General features: G+C 41.3%; 16 protein-coding genes and 1 pseudogene. 11 read left to right on the forward strand and 6 right to left on the reverse strand.

Annotated features, from left to right (window positions below; genetic code table 11):
• Positions 1–50 precede the first annotated feature (50 nt).
• Together DESDI_RS05790 and DESDI_RS05795 are read right to left on the reverse strand one after the other, a co-directional pair.
• Entirely contained in the window at positions 51–821 is a 771-nt protein-coding gene (locus DESDI_RS05790; protein WP_015261706.1) for a DUF2971 domain-containing protein, read from the reverse strand.
• Positions 814–1,314: a helix-turn-helix domain-containing protein gene (locus DESDI_RS05795; protein WP_015261707.1), complete on the reverse strand. Its 501-nt coding sequence runs from the start codon at positions 1,312–1,314 to the stop codon at positions 814–816. Before DESDI_RS05795 ends, DESDI_RS05790 begins: the two co-directional genes overlap by 8 nt.
• 338 nt (positions 1,315–1,652) lie before the next feature.
• On the opposite strand from DESDI_RS05795, the gene DESDI_RS05800 reads away from it, so the two are divergent.
• From DESDI_RS05800 to DESDI_RS05850, 11 genes are all read left to right on the forward strand, one after another.
• Positions 1,653–1,868, forward strand: coding sequence for a helix-turn-helix domain-containing protein (locus DESDI_RS05800; RefSeq protein ID WP_015261708.1), 216 nt, complete (start codon positions 1,653–1,655; stop codon positions 1,866–1,868).
• Complete coding sequence (locus tag DESDI_RS05805) at positions 1,855–2,937, forward strand: site-specific integrase (RefSeq protein WP_015261709.1); 1,083 nt, start codon at positions 1,855–1,857, stop codon at positions 2,935–2,937. Before DESDI_RS05800 ends, DESDI_RS05805 begins: the two co-directional genes overlap by 14 nt.
• A gap of 2 nt (positions 2,938–2,939) precedes the next feature.
• The gene (locus DESDI_RS05810) at positions 2,940–3,272 is read left to right on the forward strand and encodes a plasmid mobilization protein (protein WP_015261710.1); all 333 of its coding nucleotides are present in this window, start codon (positions 2,940–2,942) and stop codon (positions 3,270–3,272) included.
• Positions 3,262–4,425 (forward strand): AAA family ATPase, encoded by a 1,164-nt coding sequence (locus DESDI_RS05815; RefSeq protein ID WP_015261711.1) that lies wholly within the window; start codon positions 3,262–3,264, stop codon positions 4,423–4,425. Before DESDI_RS05810 ends, DESDI_RS05815 begins: the two co-directional genes overlap by 11 nt.
• A 395-nt stretch (positions 4,426–4,820) precedes the next feature.
• Entirely contained in the window at positions 4,821–6,161 is a 1,341-nt protein-coding gene (locus tag DESDI_RS05820) for a plasmid recombination protein (RefSeq protein WP_015261712.1), read from the forward strand.
• A gap of 77 nt (positions 6,162–6,238) precedes the next feature.
• Positions 6,239–6,487 carry a DUF6061 family protein gene (locus DESDI_RS05825; protein ID WP_015261713.1) on the forward strand — a complete coding sequence of 83 codons (249 nt, stop codon included), beginning with the start codon at positions 6,239–6,241 and terminating at the stop codon, positions 6,485–6,487.
• A gap of 254 nt (positions 6,488–6,741) precedes the next feature.
• Positions 6,742–6,951, forward strand: a complete 210-nt coding sequence (locus DESDI_RS05830) for a helix-turn-helix domain-containing protein (protein WP_015261714.1) — start codon at positions 6,742–6,744, stop codon at positions 6,949–6,951.
• 84 nt (positions 6,952–7,035) lie between these two features.
• Entirely contained in the window at positions 7,036–10,044 is a 3,009-nt protein-coding gene (locus DESDI_RS05835; RefSeq protein WP_015261715.1) for a type I restriction endonuclease subunit R, read from the forward strand.
• The gene (locus tag DESDI_RS05840; protein WP_041219770.1) at positions 10,037–11,293 is read left to right on the forward strand and encodes a restriction endonuclease subunit S; all 1,257 of its coding nucleotides are present in this window, start codon (positions 10,037–10,039) and stop codon (positions 11,291–11,293) included. Before DESDI_RS05835 ends, DESDI_RS05840 begins: the two co-directional genes overlap by 8 nt.
• The gene (locus DESDI_RS05845; protein WP_015261717.1) at positions 11,290–12,393 is read left to right on the forward strand and encodes an AAA family ATPase; all 1,104 of its coding nucleotides are present in this window, start codon (positions 11,290–11,292) and stop codon (positions 12,391–12,393) included. The genes DESDI_RS05840 and DESDI_RS05845 overlap by 4 nt, the downstream gene beginning before the upstream one ends.
• 11 nt (positions 12,394–12,404) lie before the next feature.
• The gene (locus DESDI_RS05850; RefSeq protein WP_015261718.1) at positions 12,405–14,159 is read left to right on the forward strand and encodes a type I restriction-modification system subunit M; all 1,755 of its coding nucleotides are present in this window, start codon (positions 12,405–12,407) and stop codon (positions 14,157–14,159) included.
• A 232-nt stretch (positions 14,160–14,391) separates the two neighbouring features.
• Here DESDI_RS05850 and DESDI_RS05855 read toward each other — a convergent pair whose 3' ends face one another.
• From DESDI_RS05855 to DESDI_RS05870, 4 genes and pseudogenes are all read right to left on the reverse strand, one after another.
• Entirely contained in the window at positions 14,392–14,733 is a 342-nt protein-coding gene (locus DESDI_RS05855) for a type II toxin-antitoxin system HicB family antitoxin (RefSeq protein WP_015261719.1), read from the reverse strand.
• The gene (locus tag DESDI_RS05860; RefSeq protein ID WP_015261720.1) at positions 14,730–14,981 is read right to left on the reverse strand and encodes a type II toxin-antitoxin system HicA family toxin; all 252 of its coding nucleotides are present in this window, start codon (positions 14,979–14,981) and stop codon (positions 14,730–14,732) included. The genes DESDI_RS05855 and DESDI_RS05860 overlap by 4 nt, the downstream gene beginning before the upstream one ends.
• A gap of 91 nt (positions 14,982–15,072) precedes the next feature.
• Positions 15,073–15,264 (reverse strand): annotated as a pseudogene (locus DESDI_RS17565) (iron chaperone); the annotation flags it as partial.
• A 3-nt stretch (positions 15,265–15,267) separates the two neighbouring features.
• Entirely contained in the window at positions 15,268–17,181 is a 1,914-nt protein-coding gene (locus tag DESDI_RS05870; protein WP_015261721.1) for a cell wall-binding repeat-containing protein, read from the reverse strand.
• Positions 17,182–17,221 lie beyond the last annotated feature (40 nt).

Consider the following 17,221-nt stretch of genomic DNA (forward strand, 5'->3'; position numbering starts at 1 on the left):
CATATGAAAAGAGCTAACTGATTTTGAGTGTCAGTTAGCTCTTTTGCACATTATTTTTTAGTTTTATCTGTCTCGGTTACGACTTTGTACTGTCTAACAATTTTAGCCTCCTCATAGAAGTTTCTTTCATAGAGAGTGGACTTTCCAATCGGACATATTAAACCCTTCGATTGGCAGTATTTTTTCATTGCATCGACAAACCACTCATCAGCTCTGGGATCAAAAGTAATTGATTTAATAAATGTATTTGGATTTATGTTAAATCCTACAACAGGAATATCCCACCAGTTTTCTATATCTCTATATCCTTGTAAACATACTAAAAGTCTAACTTCGTTTTCATGTTTAAAGGCTTCTCTTTTTAGTGCCATCTCGCCGGCATAATGATAGGATTTATTATTTGCTATTTCATAACGTTTTTCTATATAGTTGCTTTTATTAAAGTAAATCACTTTTGCAAGAACGGCTCTTTTTAAATTATCAATTTCAAAAAAGCTATCAACATCTGTTTCAATCATTATCCCTTGGCGATTTGACGAGTATATACGCCACATTGCATCTGAATCTTTTTCATAAGTCCAGCATTGACCAACAGTAGATGTAACAATTAAAGATTCAGCGTATCTTTCGGAACCATCATCCATAATAATGGGCAATTGATCGTCGGGTGCTTCCCATGTATCGTCCCATGACTTAACTTTCCTTAAAAAAAGTTTTTGATTTTCAATTAAGGAAATGAATTGTGCTAACGATATGTATCGATAGAGATGATCATCTTTATTAATATTATCAGTTACCGAGAGCGATTCGTATTTATTCATTTTTTATCGCTTCCCTTTTTGTATTTCTTGAAGATTTGCTTTGTCCAGCTTCTATTTTTGGATAGTTATAACGCCAATCATCGTATTCATCCTTGGTAATCTCACCGCGTTTGAACTTATCATACTCTTTTTGCCATGTGCTGAACATATCAAACATAGTTGAAAAAGACGGACTATTATATTTATCAAGTGTAATGCAAAGCTCTCCATCTAGATTTTTTATTCTCAATCCGTAAAGGTCTTCCAGTGCAAACAGCGTGTGCATGACACAAATATAAGAATCAATATCCGGTACTGTTAAGGCCTCTGGGCTGATACCCAGAGCAACTGCCAGTGAATTGATCATGCTGTCCTTCGGTGTTCTGGTCCCCGATTCATATTGTGCCACACGAACATCAGCAGTTCTTTCATCAAAACCGGCAGCCAAGCCGAGATATTTTTGCGTCATGCCCCGCAAGTTGCGGATAAACCGGATTCTTTCACCAATAGCCATATTACTATCTCCAATCACATGTAAATGAGTTCTTTGTAAGTATAATAACATATTTGTTTAAGAATACACAAGAGAATATAAACAAAAAAGTTTAGTTATTATCTTGTAAACCTCTTGACACAAACAAATATGTTTAGTATTATCAAAATAAAGTTAAACAAATTTGTTTAATAATAAAATTGAATGACTATCCAAGCAGCTATCTTTTGAAAAAGTGGGGCATGACTTTTCATAATGCAAATGGGCTTGCTAATGGAGAAAGCAACACAGAGCTGATTAAGGTTGCCTGTCAGGAAACTGTATAGGAGAGAATGGCAAACAGTAAAAGGAGGGGAAAAATGAGTAACTCTTTCTTGCGCGTTGATGAGGTGGCGGCAGAATTAGGTGTATCAAAATCATATGCCTACAAAGTTGTTCAAAGACTCAACAAGCAGCTTAAAGACATGGGCTACCTGACCATAGCGGGCAGGGTCAACAAGAAGTATTTCGAAAAAATGGTTTGCTACGGCGAACCTGTTAATCTGGAAAGGAAGGGATCGAATGGCGGCATATAAGGAATCGAACACCAATACTTGGCGCGCTGTCTACCGCTATACCGACTGGAAAGGCAATCGCAAGCAAACGCAAAAGCGTGGCTTTGCCACGAAGCGTGAAGCCCTCGCATGGGAACGTGAACAGCTTCAAAAGGCAACAGCTGATTTGGATATGACATTTGAGAGCTTTATTGAAACCTATACCGCCGATATGCGCAGCCGCATCAAGGAAAACACATGGGAAACCAAAGAGCATATTATCCGCACGAAGCTGCTACCCTACTTCGGGAAGCGAAAAATGTGTGAGATTCAGCCTAAGGAGATCATTGCCTGGCAAAATGAGATGATTAACTGTAAGTATGAGCATGGGAAGGCGTACTCTCCGGTATATCTGAAAACGCTGCATAACCAGCTCAGTTGCATCTTTAATCATGCAGTCAAGTATTATGGCCTGTCACAAAACCCGGCAGCTAAAGTCGGAAATATGGGCAAAGCTAAGAACAAGGAAATGCAATTCTGGACAAAAGATGAGTACTTAAAATTTGCCGATGCCATGATGGACAAGCCTATATCCTTCTATGCTTTTGAAATGCTCTACTGGTGTGGAATTCGTGAAGGTGAACTGCTTGCATTGACACCCGCCGATTTCGATTTTGAGAAAGGCACTGTCACAATCAGTAAATCATATCAGCGGCTAAAGGGGCGCGATGTAATTACTGATCCGAAGACAGAAAAAAGCAACCGCACGATAAAAATGCCGCAGTTCCTATGTGGGGAGATGCAAGATTATATCAATTCACTGTACGATGTGGAGCCAAATGATCGCATCTTCCAGATCACAAAGTATTATCTTCATCACGAGATGGATAGAGGTGCAAAGGTGGTCAACGTCAAGCGCATCAGAATTCACGACATTCGGCACAGCGCGATTTCACTATTGATAGATATGGGATTTTCGGCCATTGCAATCGCTGACCGTGTCGGTCATGAAAGTATCGACATTACTTACAATTATGCGCATCTATTCCCGTCAAGACAGACGGAGATGGCGAACAGGCTGGACTTTGAGCGTACAGAGAAAGGAGATTAACCATGTCATTAAAAAACAAAGACAATCATAATCGCTGGAGGAACAAAACCGTTGCATTCCGTGTTTCGCCGGAAGAAGATGAGCAAATCGAGATTGCCGTCAAGCTCACCGGCTTGACCAAGCAGGATTACATCACCCGGCGACTGCTCTGCAAGGATGTTGTAGTGCAAGGTAATCCGAGAGTATATAAGGCGCTTCGTAACCAGCTCTCCGCCGTGCTGGATGAACTGCAGCGCATTGAAGCAGGTGCCGGTATGAACGATGAACTGCTCGACACAATATGCTGGATTGCCACCATTATGGACGGAATGAAGGAGGAAACGCATGGCGACTAAAAAAGAAAAACCGGCTGTCCCGGTTCCGTCTGCGCCAACAGACGGGGAAAAGCCGCTTTCAAAAAACTCTGAGAAAAGTATAACAGAAGAAAATTTTAAAAACAATCCTCCAGAGAAAAATTACGAAGAGATGCTGCGGATGATGCAGCAAATGAACGACCCGGCTTATCTTCATACAGTGTCCATGAATGAACTCTATGAAAATATCTACCAGAGCAGACCACCTATTATAGGCGGTCTGCTCTACTCCGGCGCCTACATTCTGGCGGGTGCTCCAAAGGTCGGAAAGTCATTTCTTGTGGCACAGCTCGCTTATCACATCAGCACGGGACAAGCGCTCTGGAATTTTGAGGTGCACACGGGCACCGTACTATATCTTGCCCTTGAAGATGATTACCAGCGTTTGCAGGAGCGTATGTTCCGTATGTTCGGAGTGGAGGGGACAGATAATCTTTACTTTGCCGTCTATGCTAAACAGATCGGAAACGGTCTTGATGAGCAGCTTGAGAAATTTATGCGGGAACACCCGGACACAAAGCTTATTATTATCGACACTTTGCAAAAAATACGCGAGATCGGCGGCGAGGTATATAGCTACGCAAATGATTATGACATTGTTGGTCAAATGAAGAAATTTGCGGACAGGCATTGTATCTGTCTGTTGCTGGTGCATCACACCAGAAAGCAGCCTGCCGGTGACAATTTTGAAAGGATATCCGGTACGACCGGACTTCTCGGTTGCGCGGACGGCGCATTCCTTCTGCAAAAGGAAAATCGCACAGACCTCAATGCGACACTGGATATTGTGGGCCGTGATCAACCGGATCAGCGGCTTTACCTCCAGAGAGATAAAGAACGGCTTATCTGGATGCTAGACCATGCAGAAACTGAGATGTTGAAAGAGCCGCCGGATAGGATTCTGGACTCTCTTTCCCGGCTGGTAACAGCAGAAAAACCGGAATGGTTTGGCAGTCCTACGGAGCTTGTAGCTGCACTCAACCTGGATATAAAACCCAACGTACTTACACTGCGGTTAAACGTAAAGGCTGGGCGGCTCATGCAGGAATATGATATCCGTTATGAGAGTAGCCGAACCCACTCAGGGAGATTTATCAGACTAATGCTTATTTCACCAGAAGCGTGTCGGTCGTGACGATGTTTCCGGGAGTGGCCCTGGTGTTAAAAATACCGTCACCATCGACACGATCGTCATGGGAGCCCATGCGTATCTTCGTCCTCACGGAGTAATCTGTAGATTTCTACGAGGACGTGCAGAGAAAATTATCACGGTTTTTCTCTTCCTCGGACAGCGGAGTGTTTCGAAAAACAGGTTGCTGTCCGTTTTGGTTTGCAAAGTGGAGTGCACTTGCTAACCACGGCAGAGGCTTCCGCAGAAGCCGCAAGCTTACCCCCTGCCCACAGGCAGCCCACGGCACTTTGCAGCCTGCAGGGATGAAAGTGTCATAGTGGGTTATTACACTTTGAAAAAGTGCATTCCCCGGTGGCTTACTGTGTATTTATAAACTCAAAAATGGAGGTGCAACGTCTATGGCAAGAAACGATGGTGTTGACCGAATCAGTGCAAGAAATGTCAACCTGTCAAATGCAAAAATCGGCAACACACAAAGACATAATGAACGCGAAAAAGAATCCTATATAAATCCGGATATCGTGCCTGAGCGCTGCGATTTCAATATTCATTTCAAATCGCCGACGAACAATTATGAAAAGATGTTCACTCAAATGGAAGCTGACAAAGTGATATCTACCCGAGGCCTGAAAGATGAAGCCAACCTTTACGGCGAGCTGATCTTTGATGTAAACTCAGCATACTTCCACAATCACGGCGGCTATGAATTTGCCAAGCAGTTTTATGCGGACGCATATAAAGCAGCCGTCGAGATCGTTGGTGGTGCGCAGTATATTCTTTCGGCAGTTATGCACGCCGATGAACGCAACAGAGCCATGTCCGAAGCATTGAAGCAGGAAGTTTTCCACTATCATATGCATGTAGTATATATCCCCGTTGTGGAGAAAGAAGTACTTTGGTCGAAGCGATGCAAAGACCCTTCCCTGGTCGGCACGGTTAAGGAAACTGTTATGCAGGTGAGCAGCAGCAAAAAGTGGCTGTCTCAGCCTGCACTTGACGACGACGGTAGCCCCATTTTACAAAAGAACGGCAAGCCGGTGCTGCGAAAATCCTATAGTGTTCTTCAAGATGATGTTTTTAATTTTATGCGAGCAGCCGGGTATAACGATGTGGAGCGCGGTGAGCGCGGGAGCTCTGAGGAGCACCTGACCGTTACGCAGTTCAAGGTCGAGCAGGAAAAGCACCGGCTTGAAGAGTTGGATGCAGCCAAAACCGAGGTGCAGGCTGAAATTGTGCATCTTCAGGAAGAAAAAGCTGATGCTCAAAATGAAGCGAAGGAGGCAAAAGACCGGCTGAATGATCTTGCTCCGAAAGTCGAAAAGATGGAGATGCTTGCCGCAAAATATTCCGATGATCCGGAAAAATTGCTTCCGGAAGCTGGGGCGCTGGAAAGCGCCAGAAACTACCGAGAGAAAAAAGTTAAACCACTTCTGGCGGGAATCGTGAAAGTCCTGCGCTCGGTGTATAACGCATACCTTGACCTTGTCAGCAAATTTGATAGACTTCAATCTTCATATGAACGGGAAATAAGAAAGAATAATACACTTTCTGATAGGTTGGAAGACGTCTTTTCTGAAAATAAAGAGTTAAGGAATGTGGCAGAAAATTATGAGCGCGTCTGTCGCGCTTATGGCCCCGAGCGTGTAGCGGAAACTATCGAAGCGGTCAGAAAGCAGGAAAGGGTTGAAAAAGAGCAAAAACGTATTTCCAGACAAATGCATGACCGGGTTTTACGATGATTTCCCCTATAACAAATAACCTCAAGAGGCGTCCAGGACATTGAAAGAATATGGAATAAAATCATGGAGGTAATACAATGAAAAACATTATATCCTGCGAATTTAATATGGATACAGGTTGCGTAGAGCTACGGCTCGGCGATAGCACAATGATATCCATCAATTGCACAGCGGCAGAAAATGAGGTCGCCGACAACCGATTTGAACGTTCGGAACTAGACTGGCTAATTTATAATGACCCGAAAGCATATGCCAATCTAATACTGAATTGGGAGCCGGAGAAATACCTGAAAGCTGTCACGGTATACAGACCATTTGAAAGATGAGCTTATTGATAACGCCGCCTGAGGGAGCAATCTCATGGGCGGCACTTTTTTATTTGATATTGCAAACAAATCGCTTGTATAAACGAAATAGATAAAGGGCGGTCTGTATTCAGCACCAGCTGCATAATAATAGCTTTATATGTTTTGCTAAATATAATAATGTATTGAACAATATGATTCTGGTTGATTTGACCAATGTTTGATGTTACAATATTTAGTATTACATATTCCAATCACGACAGAGAGGTGTCCAAATGAAAGCAAGCTATAAAAAGTTATGGAAGCTCCTGATTGATAAAGATATGAAGAAGAAAGAATTGATGGAACAGGCTGGCATCAGCTCATTTTCAATTCGTAAGCTCAGTCGTGGCGAGAATGTCACAATGGAGGTTCTTGGGAAAATATGCAAAGTGCTGAACTGTACGCTGGATGATATTTGTGAATTTGAAGAGACAGACTCTTGATTTACTGGACATAAATGATTGCCCTGATCGGAATTACGAATCAGCGGTTTTTGGTACGAAAATCAAATTGAGAGGAGATCCATAATGAAAGCTGAAAAGCAAATTGAAGAATCTTTTATCAATAAGCTTCAGGATTTAAAATACACGTACCGCGAAGACATTAGGGATAGGGCCTCACTTGAAGCTAATTTTAGAGGACATTTTGAAAGACTAAATCGTGTAAAGTTAAGCGATTCTGAATATGCGCGTCTCAGAGATACGATTATCACACAAGAAGTGTTCACTGCGGCCAAAACTTTACGGGAAGTAAACACCTTCAAACGGGATGATGATACGCCACTTCAATACACCCTTGTTAATATCAAAGACTGGTGCAAAAACGAATTTGAAGTGATAAACCAAATGCGCATTAACACAGAAAACAGCAATCACCGTTATGATGTCATTATACTTATAAATGGAGTTCCCATTGTTCAGGTGGAGCTTAAGTCACTTCAAATTACACCTAAAAGGGCAATGGAACAGATTGTAGAATATAAAAATGATCCGGGTAACGGCTATACAAATTCGTTGCTTTGCTTTATGCAGCTTTTTATTGTAAGCAATGAGAGCAACACATATTATTTTGCTAATAATCCAAAGGAACATTTCTGTTTCGATGCCGACGAGCGGTTTTTGCCAATTTATCAAATGGCAGACGAAGACAACAACAAAATTACGCATCTTCATGATTTTACTGAAAAGTTTCTGCCTAAATGCACCCTTGGGCAACTAATAAGCCGCTATATGGTGCTTGTTGTAAGTGAGCAGAGATTGATGATTATGCGTCCTTATCAGATTTATGCCGTTAAGGCTATTGTAGACTGCATCGATCAGAATCGCGGCAACGGTTACATTTGGCACACAACTGGAAGCGGAAAAACACTTACGTCGTTTAAAGCATCAACGCTTTTGAAGGATAATCCTGAAATAGAAAAATGCCTATTTGTTGTTGATAGAAAGGATCTTGATAGACAGACACGCTTGGAGTTTAATAAATTTCAGGAAGGCTGTGTTGAAGAGAATACGAATACAGAAAGCTTAGTGAAACGCCTTACTTCCGATGATTATCGTGATAAAGTTATTGTTACGACAATTCAAAAGCTTGGTCTCGCTCTCGACGAAGATAGCAAACGCAATCAGGAGAAAAAGAAAAGAGGCGAATTAACCTACAAGGAACGATTAGCAAAGCTTACTGACAAGCGTATAGTCATTATTTTTGACGAATGCCATCGCTCTCAGTTCGGTGATAATCACGAGGCGATAAAAAACTTCTTCCCAAAGGCGCAGCTTTTTGGCTTTACCGGAACGCCAATATTTGAAGATAATGCTACTTACAAAAAAATTGATGGTACAGTTGGCTCTTATGTAACAACGGAAGATGTTTTCCAAAAGGAGCTGCACACCTATACAATTACAAACGCCATTGATGACCGCAATGTGCTCCGCTTTCACATTGACTACTTTAAGCCAGAGGACGTAAAAAAAGCTGCAAAAGCTCCAAACGTTCTGAGTAAAAAAGCAGTGGTCGAAGCGATAATTTCGAAGCATGACGCCGCAACCAACGGCAGACGATACAATGCGATTTTTGCGACTGCTTCTATCAACGATGCAATTGAGTATTTTGAACTCTTTAAATCATTGCAGGACGATCGCAGCAAGGACGAGGGCGAGAACTTTGTGCCGCTGAATATCGCCTGCGTATTTTCTCCGCCAGCCGAAGGAAACAAGGATGTAAAGCAGCTGCAAGAAGATTTGCAGCAAGAGAAAGCCGATAATGAAAAAGAGCCGGAGAAGAAAAAGGCGGCCCTTAAAAGCATTATGGATAACTATAACTTGATGTATGGCACAAGTCACAGTACTAATGAATTTGATTTGTATTATCAGGATGTACAGCAACGCATCAAAGACCAAAAATATCCCAACTCGGACTATCCTCACAAAAACAAAATTGACATAACAATTGTGGTGGATATGCTTTTAACCGGGTTTGATTCAAAATATCTTAATACCCTATATGTCGATAAAAACTTAAAGCAGCACGGATTAATCCAAGCGTTTTCAAGAACGAACCGCATTCTGAACGACACAAAGCCATATGGAAATATTCTTGACTTTAGAGGACAAGAAAAAGAGGTTAATGAAGCAATTGCGCTGTTCTCCGGAAAAGATAACAGCAGCAGAGCAAAAGAAATCTGGCTTGTTGACCCAGCTCCTGTTGTCGTAGATATGCTGGACAAGGCAGTCACCGTGCTCGAGAAGTTTATGGAATCGCAAGGGCTTGAGTACAAGCCTGAACAAGTGAACAATCTGAAAGGAGATGCCGCACGAAGTGAATTTATCAATAAATTCAAAGAGGTGCAGCGCCTCAAAACACAGCTTGACCAATATACAGATATCAAAGAAGAGCAAGTGGCAAAAATTGAAGAGCTATTGCCGGAGGATACTCTGCGTGCCTTCCGTGGTGTTTATATTGAAACCGCTCAGCAATTAAAAGCGCAGCAGGGTAAGAATATTGAAGATAAAGACCCTGTTATTGAACAGATCGATTTCGAGTTTGTTCTGTTTTCCTCTGCTATAATTGATTATGATTATATCATGTCTTTGATTTCAAAATATACGCAACCCGATGTGCCTAAGAAAGAAAAAATGAGCCGTGAACAGCTCATTGGTTTGCTTAGCTCAAATTCAAACATGATGGATGAGCGCGATGATATTATTGAGTATATTAATACGCTGGAAGCTGGAAAAGGGTTGGACGAAAAGGCAATAAAAGAAGGTTATAAGGCATTCAAAGATGAAAAATCGGCAAAGGAAATGGCATCGCTCGCCGTCAAGCATGGCTTACATCCGGCATTGTTGCAAGTCTTTGTGGATGAAATTATAGGTCGCATGATTTTTGATGGCGAAAAGCTGAGTGACTTGTTGGCTCCGTTAAATCTTGCCTGGAGAGACCGGACAAAGAAAGAACTTGAGTTGATGGATGACTTGATTCCCTTGCTAAAAAAACTTACAGGAGGACGTGTGATTGCGGGGTTAAATGCATATGAATAATAATAACAAAACGGCTTTGATGCCGAGGCTACGGTTCCCGGAATTTGTATTGACCGGTGAATGGCAAGTATATAAACTTGATGAAATAGCTGACAGGCTTACGGAGAAAGTCGGCGATAGGCAACTCACGACTTTGAGCATTTCAGCAGGAGTAGGCTTTGTTTCGCAAGCTGAAAAATTTAGTCGAGATATTTCTGGTAAGCAATATGAGAACTACATTTTCTTGAAAAAAGGAGATTTTTCTTACAACAAGGGTAATTCCAAGAAGTTTCCACAAGGCTGTATATATGAGCTTAAAGAGTATGACGAAGCCGCTGTGCCCAATGCTTTTATTAGTTTTCATTTTAATGAAAACTATGTATCGAGTTTTTATAAAGGGTATTTTGAGAACAATTTTCATGGTAAGCAATTGAAAAAGTTTATCACGAGTGGTGCGAGAAGCGACGGACTGCTGAATATCAACGCTTCTGATTTTTTTAGCATTATTCTGCCTACCCCAAAGAAAAAAGAAGAGCAACAAAAAATCGCCGATTGTCTTTCTTCACTTGATGACCTTATCACCGCAGAAGACAAAAAACTTGAGTCTCTCAAGGCGCACAAAAAAGGTCTTATGCAGAAGCTGTTTCCCGCTGAGGGAAAATCTGTACCTGAGTGGAGGTTCCCGGAGTTTAGGGATAGCGGGGAGTGGGAAAAGAAAACGATAGGCTCTTCATGTGCTTCTTTTAGTGGAGGTACTCCCGATACTTCAAAAAGAGAATATTACAATGGCAACATCCCCTTTATCAGGTCTGCTGAAATTGACCGAGAAACAACAGAACTATTTATTACCAAAGCAGGCCTTGATAACTCTGCCGCTAAAATGGTTCAAGCAGGAGATGTGTTAGTTGCATTATATGGTGCCAATAGTGGTGAAGTGTCCTTGTGTAAAATTGATGGAGCCATAAATCAGGCTATCCTTTGTTTAAGACCTGAAAATATCAACGCTTTTGTATATCAATACCTATTTCATAAGAAATTCTGGATAATTTCAACATATATACAGGGCGGACAAGGAAACCTCTCAGGGGAGATAGTTAAGTCAATTGAGCTTTATTTCCCGAAGCTTGAAGAACAACAAAGAATTGCTGATTGCCTTACCGGCATTGATGACATCATAACCGAGCAAGCCAAAAAGATTGAAGCATTGAAACTCCACAAAAAAGGCTTAATGCAAGGGCTATTCCCTTCTATTGAGGAGGTGGGCGAATGAGCAGCAAAACTTTTCCAAACCTGAAAAAGTTAGCACAAAATATACGTGATACACTTGGTGATAAAAAGTGCTATCTCCTGTTTGCGTATAATGGAACCGGAAAAACAAGGCTTTCCAGTGCGTTTAAAGACTTAGGCAAGAAGCCTATCCGCGGAACCGATGAAAAAACGGCAGATACGCTTTATTATAATGCGTTTACAGAGGATCTTTTTACTTGGAACAATGATCTTGATGGAGATACTGATAGAAGGTTGTTGTTTAACAAGGATTCCCGCTTTTTTAGAGGGTTAGATGGCTTTGCAATCGATACCCGTATTCGCCTGCTTCTAGATATATATGCGGATTTTAATTTTACACTATTCTTCGACGAAGGATATGTTGCTTTTTCACGAGAGGTTAGAACGAGAACTTCCACAGTAACCGAAGACCGAATTAAAGTCTCTCGCGGGGAAGAAAACATTTTTATCTGGTGTTTTTTCCTTGCAGTGGCTCAATTGGCAATTGACAGAGAACCTGCTTATGATTGGGTCAAGTATATCTATATAGATGATCCAATATCATCATTAGACGATAATAACGCTGTCGCTGTCGCTTGCCATCTTGCGCAACTGATTAAGAGTAGTGAGATGAAAATAGTTGTCTCTACGCACCATGCTTTGTTTTTCAATGTAATGTATAACGAGCTAAAACGCGACAGCACAGTCAAACGCTTTCTTAGCAAAAAAGGTGATACTAGTAAATACATTGTTCGTGATACCGGGGATACTCCCTTTTTTCATCATGTCGAACTGTTGAAGCAATTGAAAGAGGTTGCAGACTCAGGAAAGCTTTATACCTATCATTTTAATATTCTAAGAAATATCCTTGAAAAAACAGCCTCATTTCATGGGTTTGATAAATTTTCTGCTTGTATTAAGCAAGACGAAACAGACTTGGATGGTTCTATCCATTTACGAATGACAAACCTGTTAAGTCACGGAGCATATTCAATATTTGAACCCGTTGAAATGGTTGAAGATAATAAGAGGATTTTCAAAGAAATTCTGAACGGATTTTTAGAAACTTACAAATTCAACACCGAATTATTTGGTGAGGCATAGGAGGCACAAGAATGAACGACAAACAACAAAAACAATTAGGCGCAACTCTATGGGCTATAGCCGACAAGCTGCGCGGGGCCATGAATCCCGATGACTTCCGTGATTATATGCTGTCCTTTCTTTTCTTGCGCTATCTGTCTGACAATTATGAGGAAGCAGCAAAAAAAGAACTTGGCAGCGATTATTTGCAATGTGAAAATGAAATAGAAAGTATTAATAATGCTGGCAAACAAGACGAGACTATTAGTGTATTGAAAGAACAGGTAACGGATTATTTTATCAAACAGGAATTAGAGGAAAATGTTAAAAATATGATGATTGACGATCATCTTGTATTGTTTGAAAGTAAAAAGTTAACCCCGCTTATTGTTTGGTATAATAAAAATTTAGATCAAATTGTGATGTTTGAAAAACAAATGCGTCGTAAAGTTCATTTTGTAATCAAACCTCACTATCTTTGGAGCAACATATACGAATTAGCCCGCACTCAAAGCAAGTATCTTTTGCGAACTTTGCAAGAAGGTTTTAAGTTTATAGAAAATGAGTCCTTTGACAGCGCATTTCGCGGTTTGTTTTCCGAGGTCAATCTCGATTCTGACAAGCTTGGAAGAAATTATGAAGCTCGAAATACCATGCTGTGTTCAATCATAACTGAAATTGCCGAGGGGCTTTCTGAGTTTACTAACGAAACCGATCTTTTGGGAAATGCCTATGAATACTTGATTGGCCAGTTTGCGGCAGGCTCAGGCAAAAAAGCTGGAGAGTTCTATACTCCTCAGCAGATCTCGAACATCCTGTCACGCATTGTTATACTTGATAGCCAAGATCCCAGTACAGGCAAAAAGCTATATATTAATAATTTGTTGGACTTTGCTTGTGGTTCAGCTTCGCTGTTAATCAATGTTAAAAAGCATCTTGAACCAAACAGTATTAGCCAGATATATGGGCAAGAAAAGAACATAACAACTTACAACCTTGCACGCATGAACATGCTTCTTCATGGATTTAAGGATTCTGAGTTTCAAATCTTTCATGGGGACTCACTGTTAAATGACTGGGATATCTTAAACGAGATGAACCCGGCAAAAAAATTGAAATGTGACGCAGTCGTAGCAAATCCTCCTTTCAGCTACCGTTGGGAGCCTAACGATACCCTGGCTGAAGATTTCCGCTTTAAAAGCTATGGACTTGCCCCAAAATCAGCGGCTGACTTTGCCTTTCTGCTACATGGATTTCACTTTTTGAGTGATGAAGGCACAATGGCAATTATTTTGCCTCATGGTGTTTTATTCCGTAGTGGCGCAGAAGAAAAAATCAGAACGAAGCTACTCAAAGATGGGAATATCGATACTATTATTGGGTTACCCGCAAATCTCTTTTTCTCAACAAGCATTCCGGTATGCATTCTTGTGCTTAAAAAGTGCAAGAAATTCGACGACGTGCTATTTATTAATGCGAGCGAATACTTTGATAAAGATAAGCGTCAAAATGTCTTGCTACCAGAGCATATCGACAAGATTGTTGACACCTATCAGTTCCGTAAAGAAGAGGACAAGAAATATTCTCGTCGCGTGTCAATGGAAGAGATAGAAAAGAACGGTTTCAATCTCAACATATCAAGATATGTGAGCACAGCTGCGCAAGAAGAAATTGTTGATCTTGCGGATGTGAAAAAGAACCTTGACGAAACTGAAGATGCCATAAAAAGGGCAAAGGCAAAGCATAATCAGTTCTTGAAGGAACTTGGTTTGCCAGAGCTACCTTGAAGCAGAGGAAATTGAAAGTTTATTATGCTGGCAACAATCTGGCAACAAAAAATAAGAGAGCCCAAAATATATGGATAACTGATATATTAGAAATACCATGAACTAAATAATCTATACAAAATTGTTTAAGTTATAGATTTTGGGATCGAGTGGGAATAGAGACAAAGAAAACCTCGGAAGCCTTGAAATTAAAGGGTTTCCGAGGTTGTTTGTTTTTCAGTACAAAATAATATTATAAATTGTGCAAAATATAGTGTTTGATGGCTTCCTCAACAGTGGCATTTAATGTTTGACTATGAGAAGCGGAATATAGTACCAGATTTTTGTGAAGTTCAGGAGTAACACGTACATTAAAACTTCCGCGATATACTTTTTCCGGCTCTAAATCTTTCTCTGCACATAAGTCAAGGTAATCATCGACTGCAGCCTCAAAATCCTTTTGCAGACTTTCAATGCTTTCGCCCTCAAAGGAAATCAGACTGTTCAATCCAATAACCTTCCCGAACAACACTTTATCATTAGCGGAAAATTCGACAGTGCCAAAGTATCCTTTATACTCTAACAGATTACTCATATTAAATCCTCCTGTTCCAAGATTGCTAAAACCTGTTTTATCTGATACTCCAATAATTCTTTGCGAGGGTGCGGCTTATGCAGGCTGATGACTATATTGTCTTTAAGAAATTTCACTCGAGACCCACTTGTCTTGCCTTTGTTGAATAATTCGAAACCCATTGATTCAAGAGCACTCTGCATCTCATCAAACGAAAAATCTTTCGGCTGACTTTTCAATCGTTCAATCAATTTCTCTTTCTTTCCCACTGCCTCACCTCTTTTGATATTAGTATAGCATTATGCAATAAATTTGCAACTAATATTTAGTTGCAAATTTCAGGGTTGCACCTATGATAAGGCCTGGGTATTGGCCGATGTGGTTTTTGAAGCTTGCGAAATGAATGATATTATGCTTGCGCCAAAAGGTGGGCATACTCCACGAGATCTTCTCTTCGGTGTCTGGGATGGCGGCCTTTATAGTCTCGCGAATTTGGTTCAAGAGCGGTTGAACCTCTTCGGGCTGGGCGGCAATGTATTCGTCGATGGTTTTAATTTAATCAAACAACCCTTTTAACAAGCTGTTGGAAACTACGCTATCGCCACCGATAACCTGTACTTTTAGATCGATTAATTCGGCAGCGCGTAGATAGGCTTTGGCTTTTGCTGATTCACCGGATCCAATCAATAGTATAGGGGATTTTCTTTCGGCGGCTAAGACAGATCCTGAGAGAGCATCAGGGTAATTCATTCCTGTAGCAAGATAGGCGGTATCGCCGGTGAGTTTGGAACGAAATTCTTCAAGGATAGCTAAGTTCGTCTCATAGCGATCCCCTCCCGACAAACGCTTGGCCTGTGGAAGTTGATCAAAAACCTGATCACTAATCACTCCAGTGCCGCCAACAACATAAGTTTGGGTGAGTTCTTGCTTGTTGATGAACTCTGCTAATCCTTCCTGTAAGTCATGGGCTGGGGTTAGCAGGATGGGTATGCCTTCATTGGCTGCTACTGCGGCTGCCGACAAAGCGTCGGGGAAATTTTCACCTGTGCAGACGAAGATTTTTTGGAAATCACCAAGCTCCTCGGCAATCGCCAGTGAGGTTTCGTAGCGCGTGGCACCCTCGATTCTTCGGGTAGAGATTCCATGAGCAGTTAGAGTATGCTCGATTCCTTGTGAGACTACTCCGGTACCACCGATAATAAGGATATTCGTTACGCCTAAACGATTGATCTCTTCAGCAATATTAGGATCAAGAGCTTCGGGAGGGGTGAGGAGGATGGGGGCATTATATTTTTTGGCTAAGGGGGTTGCCGAGAGGGCATCTGGAAAATCTTCACCAGTGACCAAAATAGCGTAGGAAGAACCATTAGGATAGGCTGTTTGGGAAATGGCCACTGAAGTTTGATAACGATTTTCTCCCCCAATTCGTTGACCAGGAAAAATATAGGTGAAGGATTCTTCTGGGTTATTTAAATCGACCATAATTTCACTGGAAACGGCATTTCCGCTTTGATCCATAACAACTAGCTTAACCAAGACTTCTTCAACATTATAATAACTTAATTGATTTCGATTGATGGATGAGCGAAATTCTTGGTTATCCTTCGTAGTATTCATGAGGAAATTGAGTTGAGAGCCTTTTTCAGGATACGTAACCCCGACAGTCGTATAAATAAGAGGCTCTGCTGAATCATCGGTTGTCTCTTGCCACCTAAAAATAAGCTCTTCAGGAGTAATTTCTAAAAATTCAAGGAAGGGTTTAGCGGGAGCTTCCCGGTCAGCTTTTCCCTGAAGTCCGGAGAGCTCTACAAAATAATCATAGAGTCCGGGGACCTCCCAGGCTAAGGGAATAGCTGTGTTTTCCTGGGGACTGTACTGAAATGTGCTGTTTTGGGCTAGAGTCGGGCTGCCAAAGAACTGAACATAATCCTCTGCGGCTATCTCAGAAGCTGCCCACCGATGTTCGCCCTGGTTCAGCTCCTCGTATTGGTTTAACCCGCGGATTTTTGCATAGTTGGAAGCTAAGAGATCATTTTGAAGATCTTCTTTTTTATTTAGGTAATAATAAATGAAATGATGGCCATATTCATGAGCTAGGGTCAATAAATAGTAAGGATTATCGTCGCCTACTCCGTAAAGGTCAATATATCGGTCGGGGGAGAGTTTTTCATTAATCCATTCCCCATGCCACATTCCTACTGTGTGTTTCCCTCGACTATAATCTGGGTAGAGATTGATATGGGATAAATAAGCAACTTCTTCGCCCATGGTGTTTTTCGTGAATTCGTCATAAATCCATTGAAGCTTTTCTTTGGAGTAGCTTGGAACATAGCTGCGGATTTCTAGGCCATTGGCTCCTTGATAAGTGAGGATGGGAGCAACTTCACTTGCTTTAATTGCATATTCTCCTAAAAAGGGAAAAAAGAAAAAGAGTATGGATATGAGTACGATTTTGCTTCCTTTTTTCAAGTGTCTCCCCCCTTTAAGTGTATATATTCACAGTAAGATA

Origin of the sequence: Desulfitobacterium dichloroeliminans LMG P-21439, assembly GCF_000243135.2 — a bacterium.
GTDB classification, from domain to species: Bacteria; Bacillota; Desulfitobacteriia; order Desulfitobacteriales; family Desulfitobacteriaceae; genus Desulfitobacterium; species Desulfitobacterium dichloroeliminans.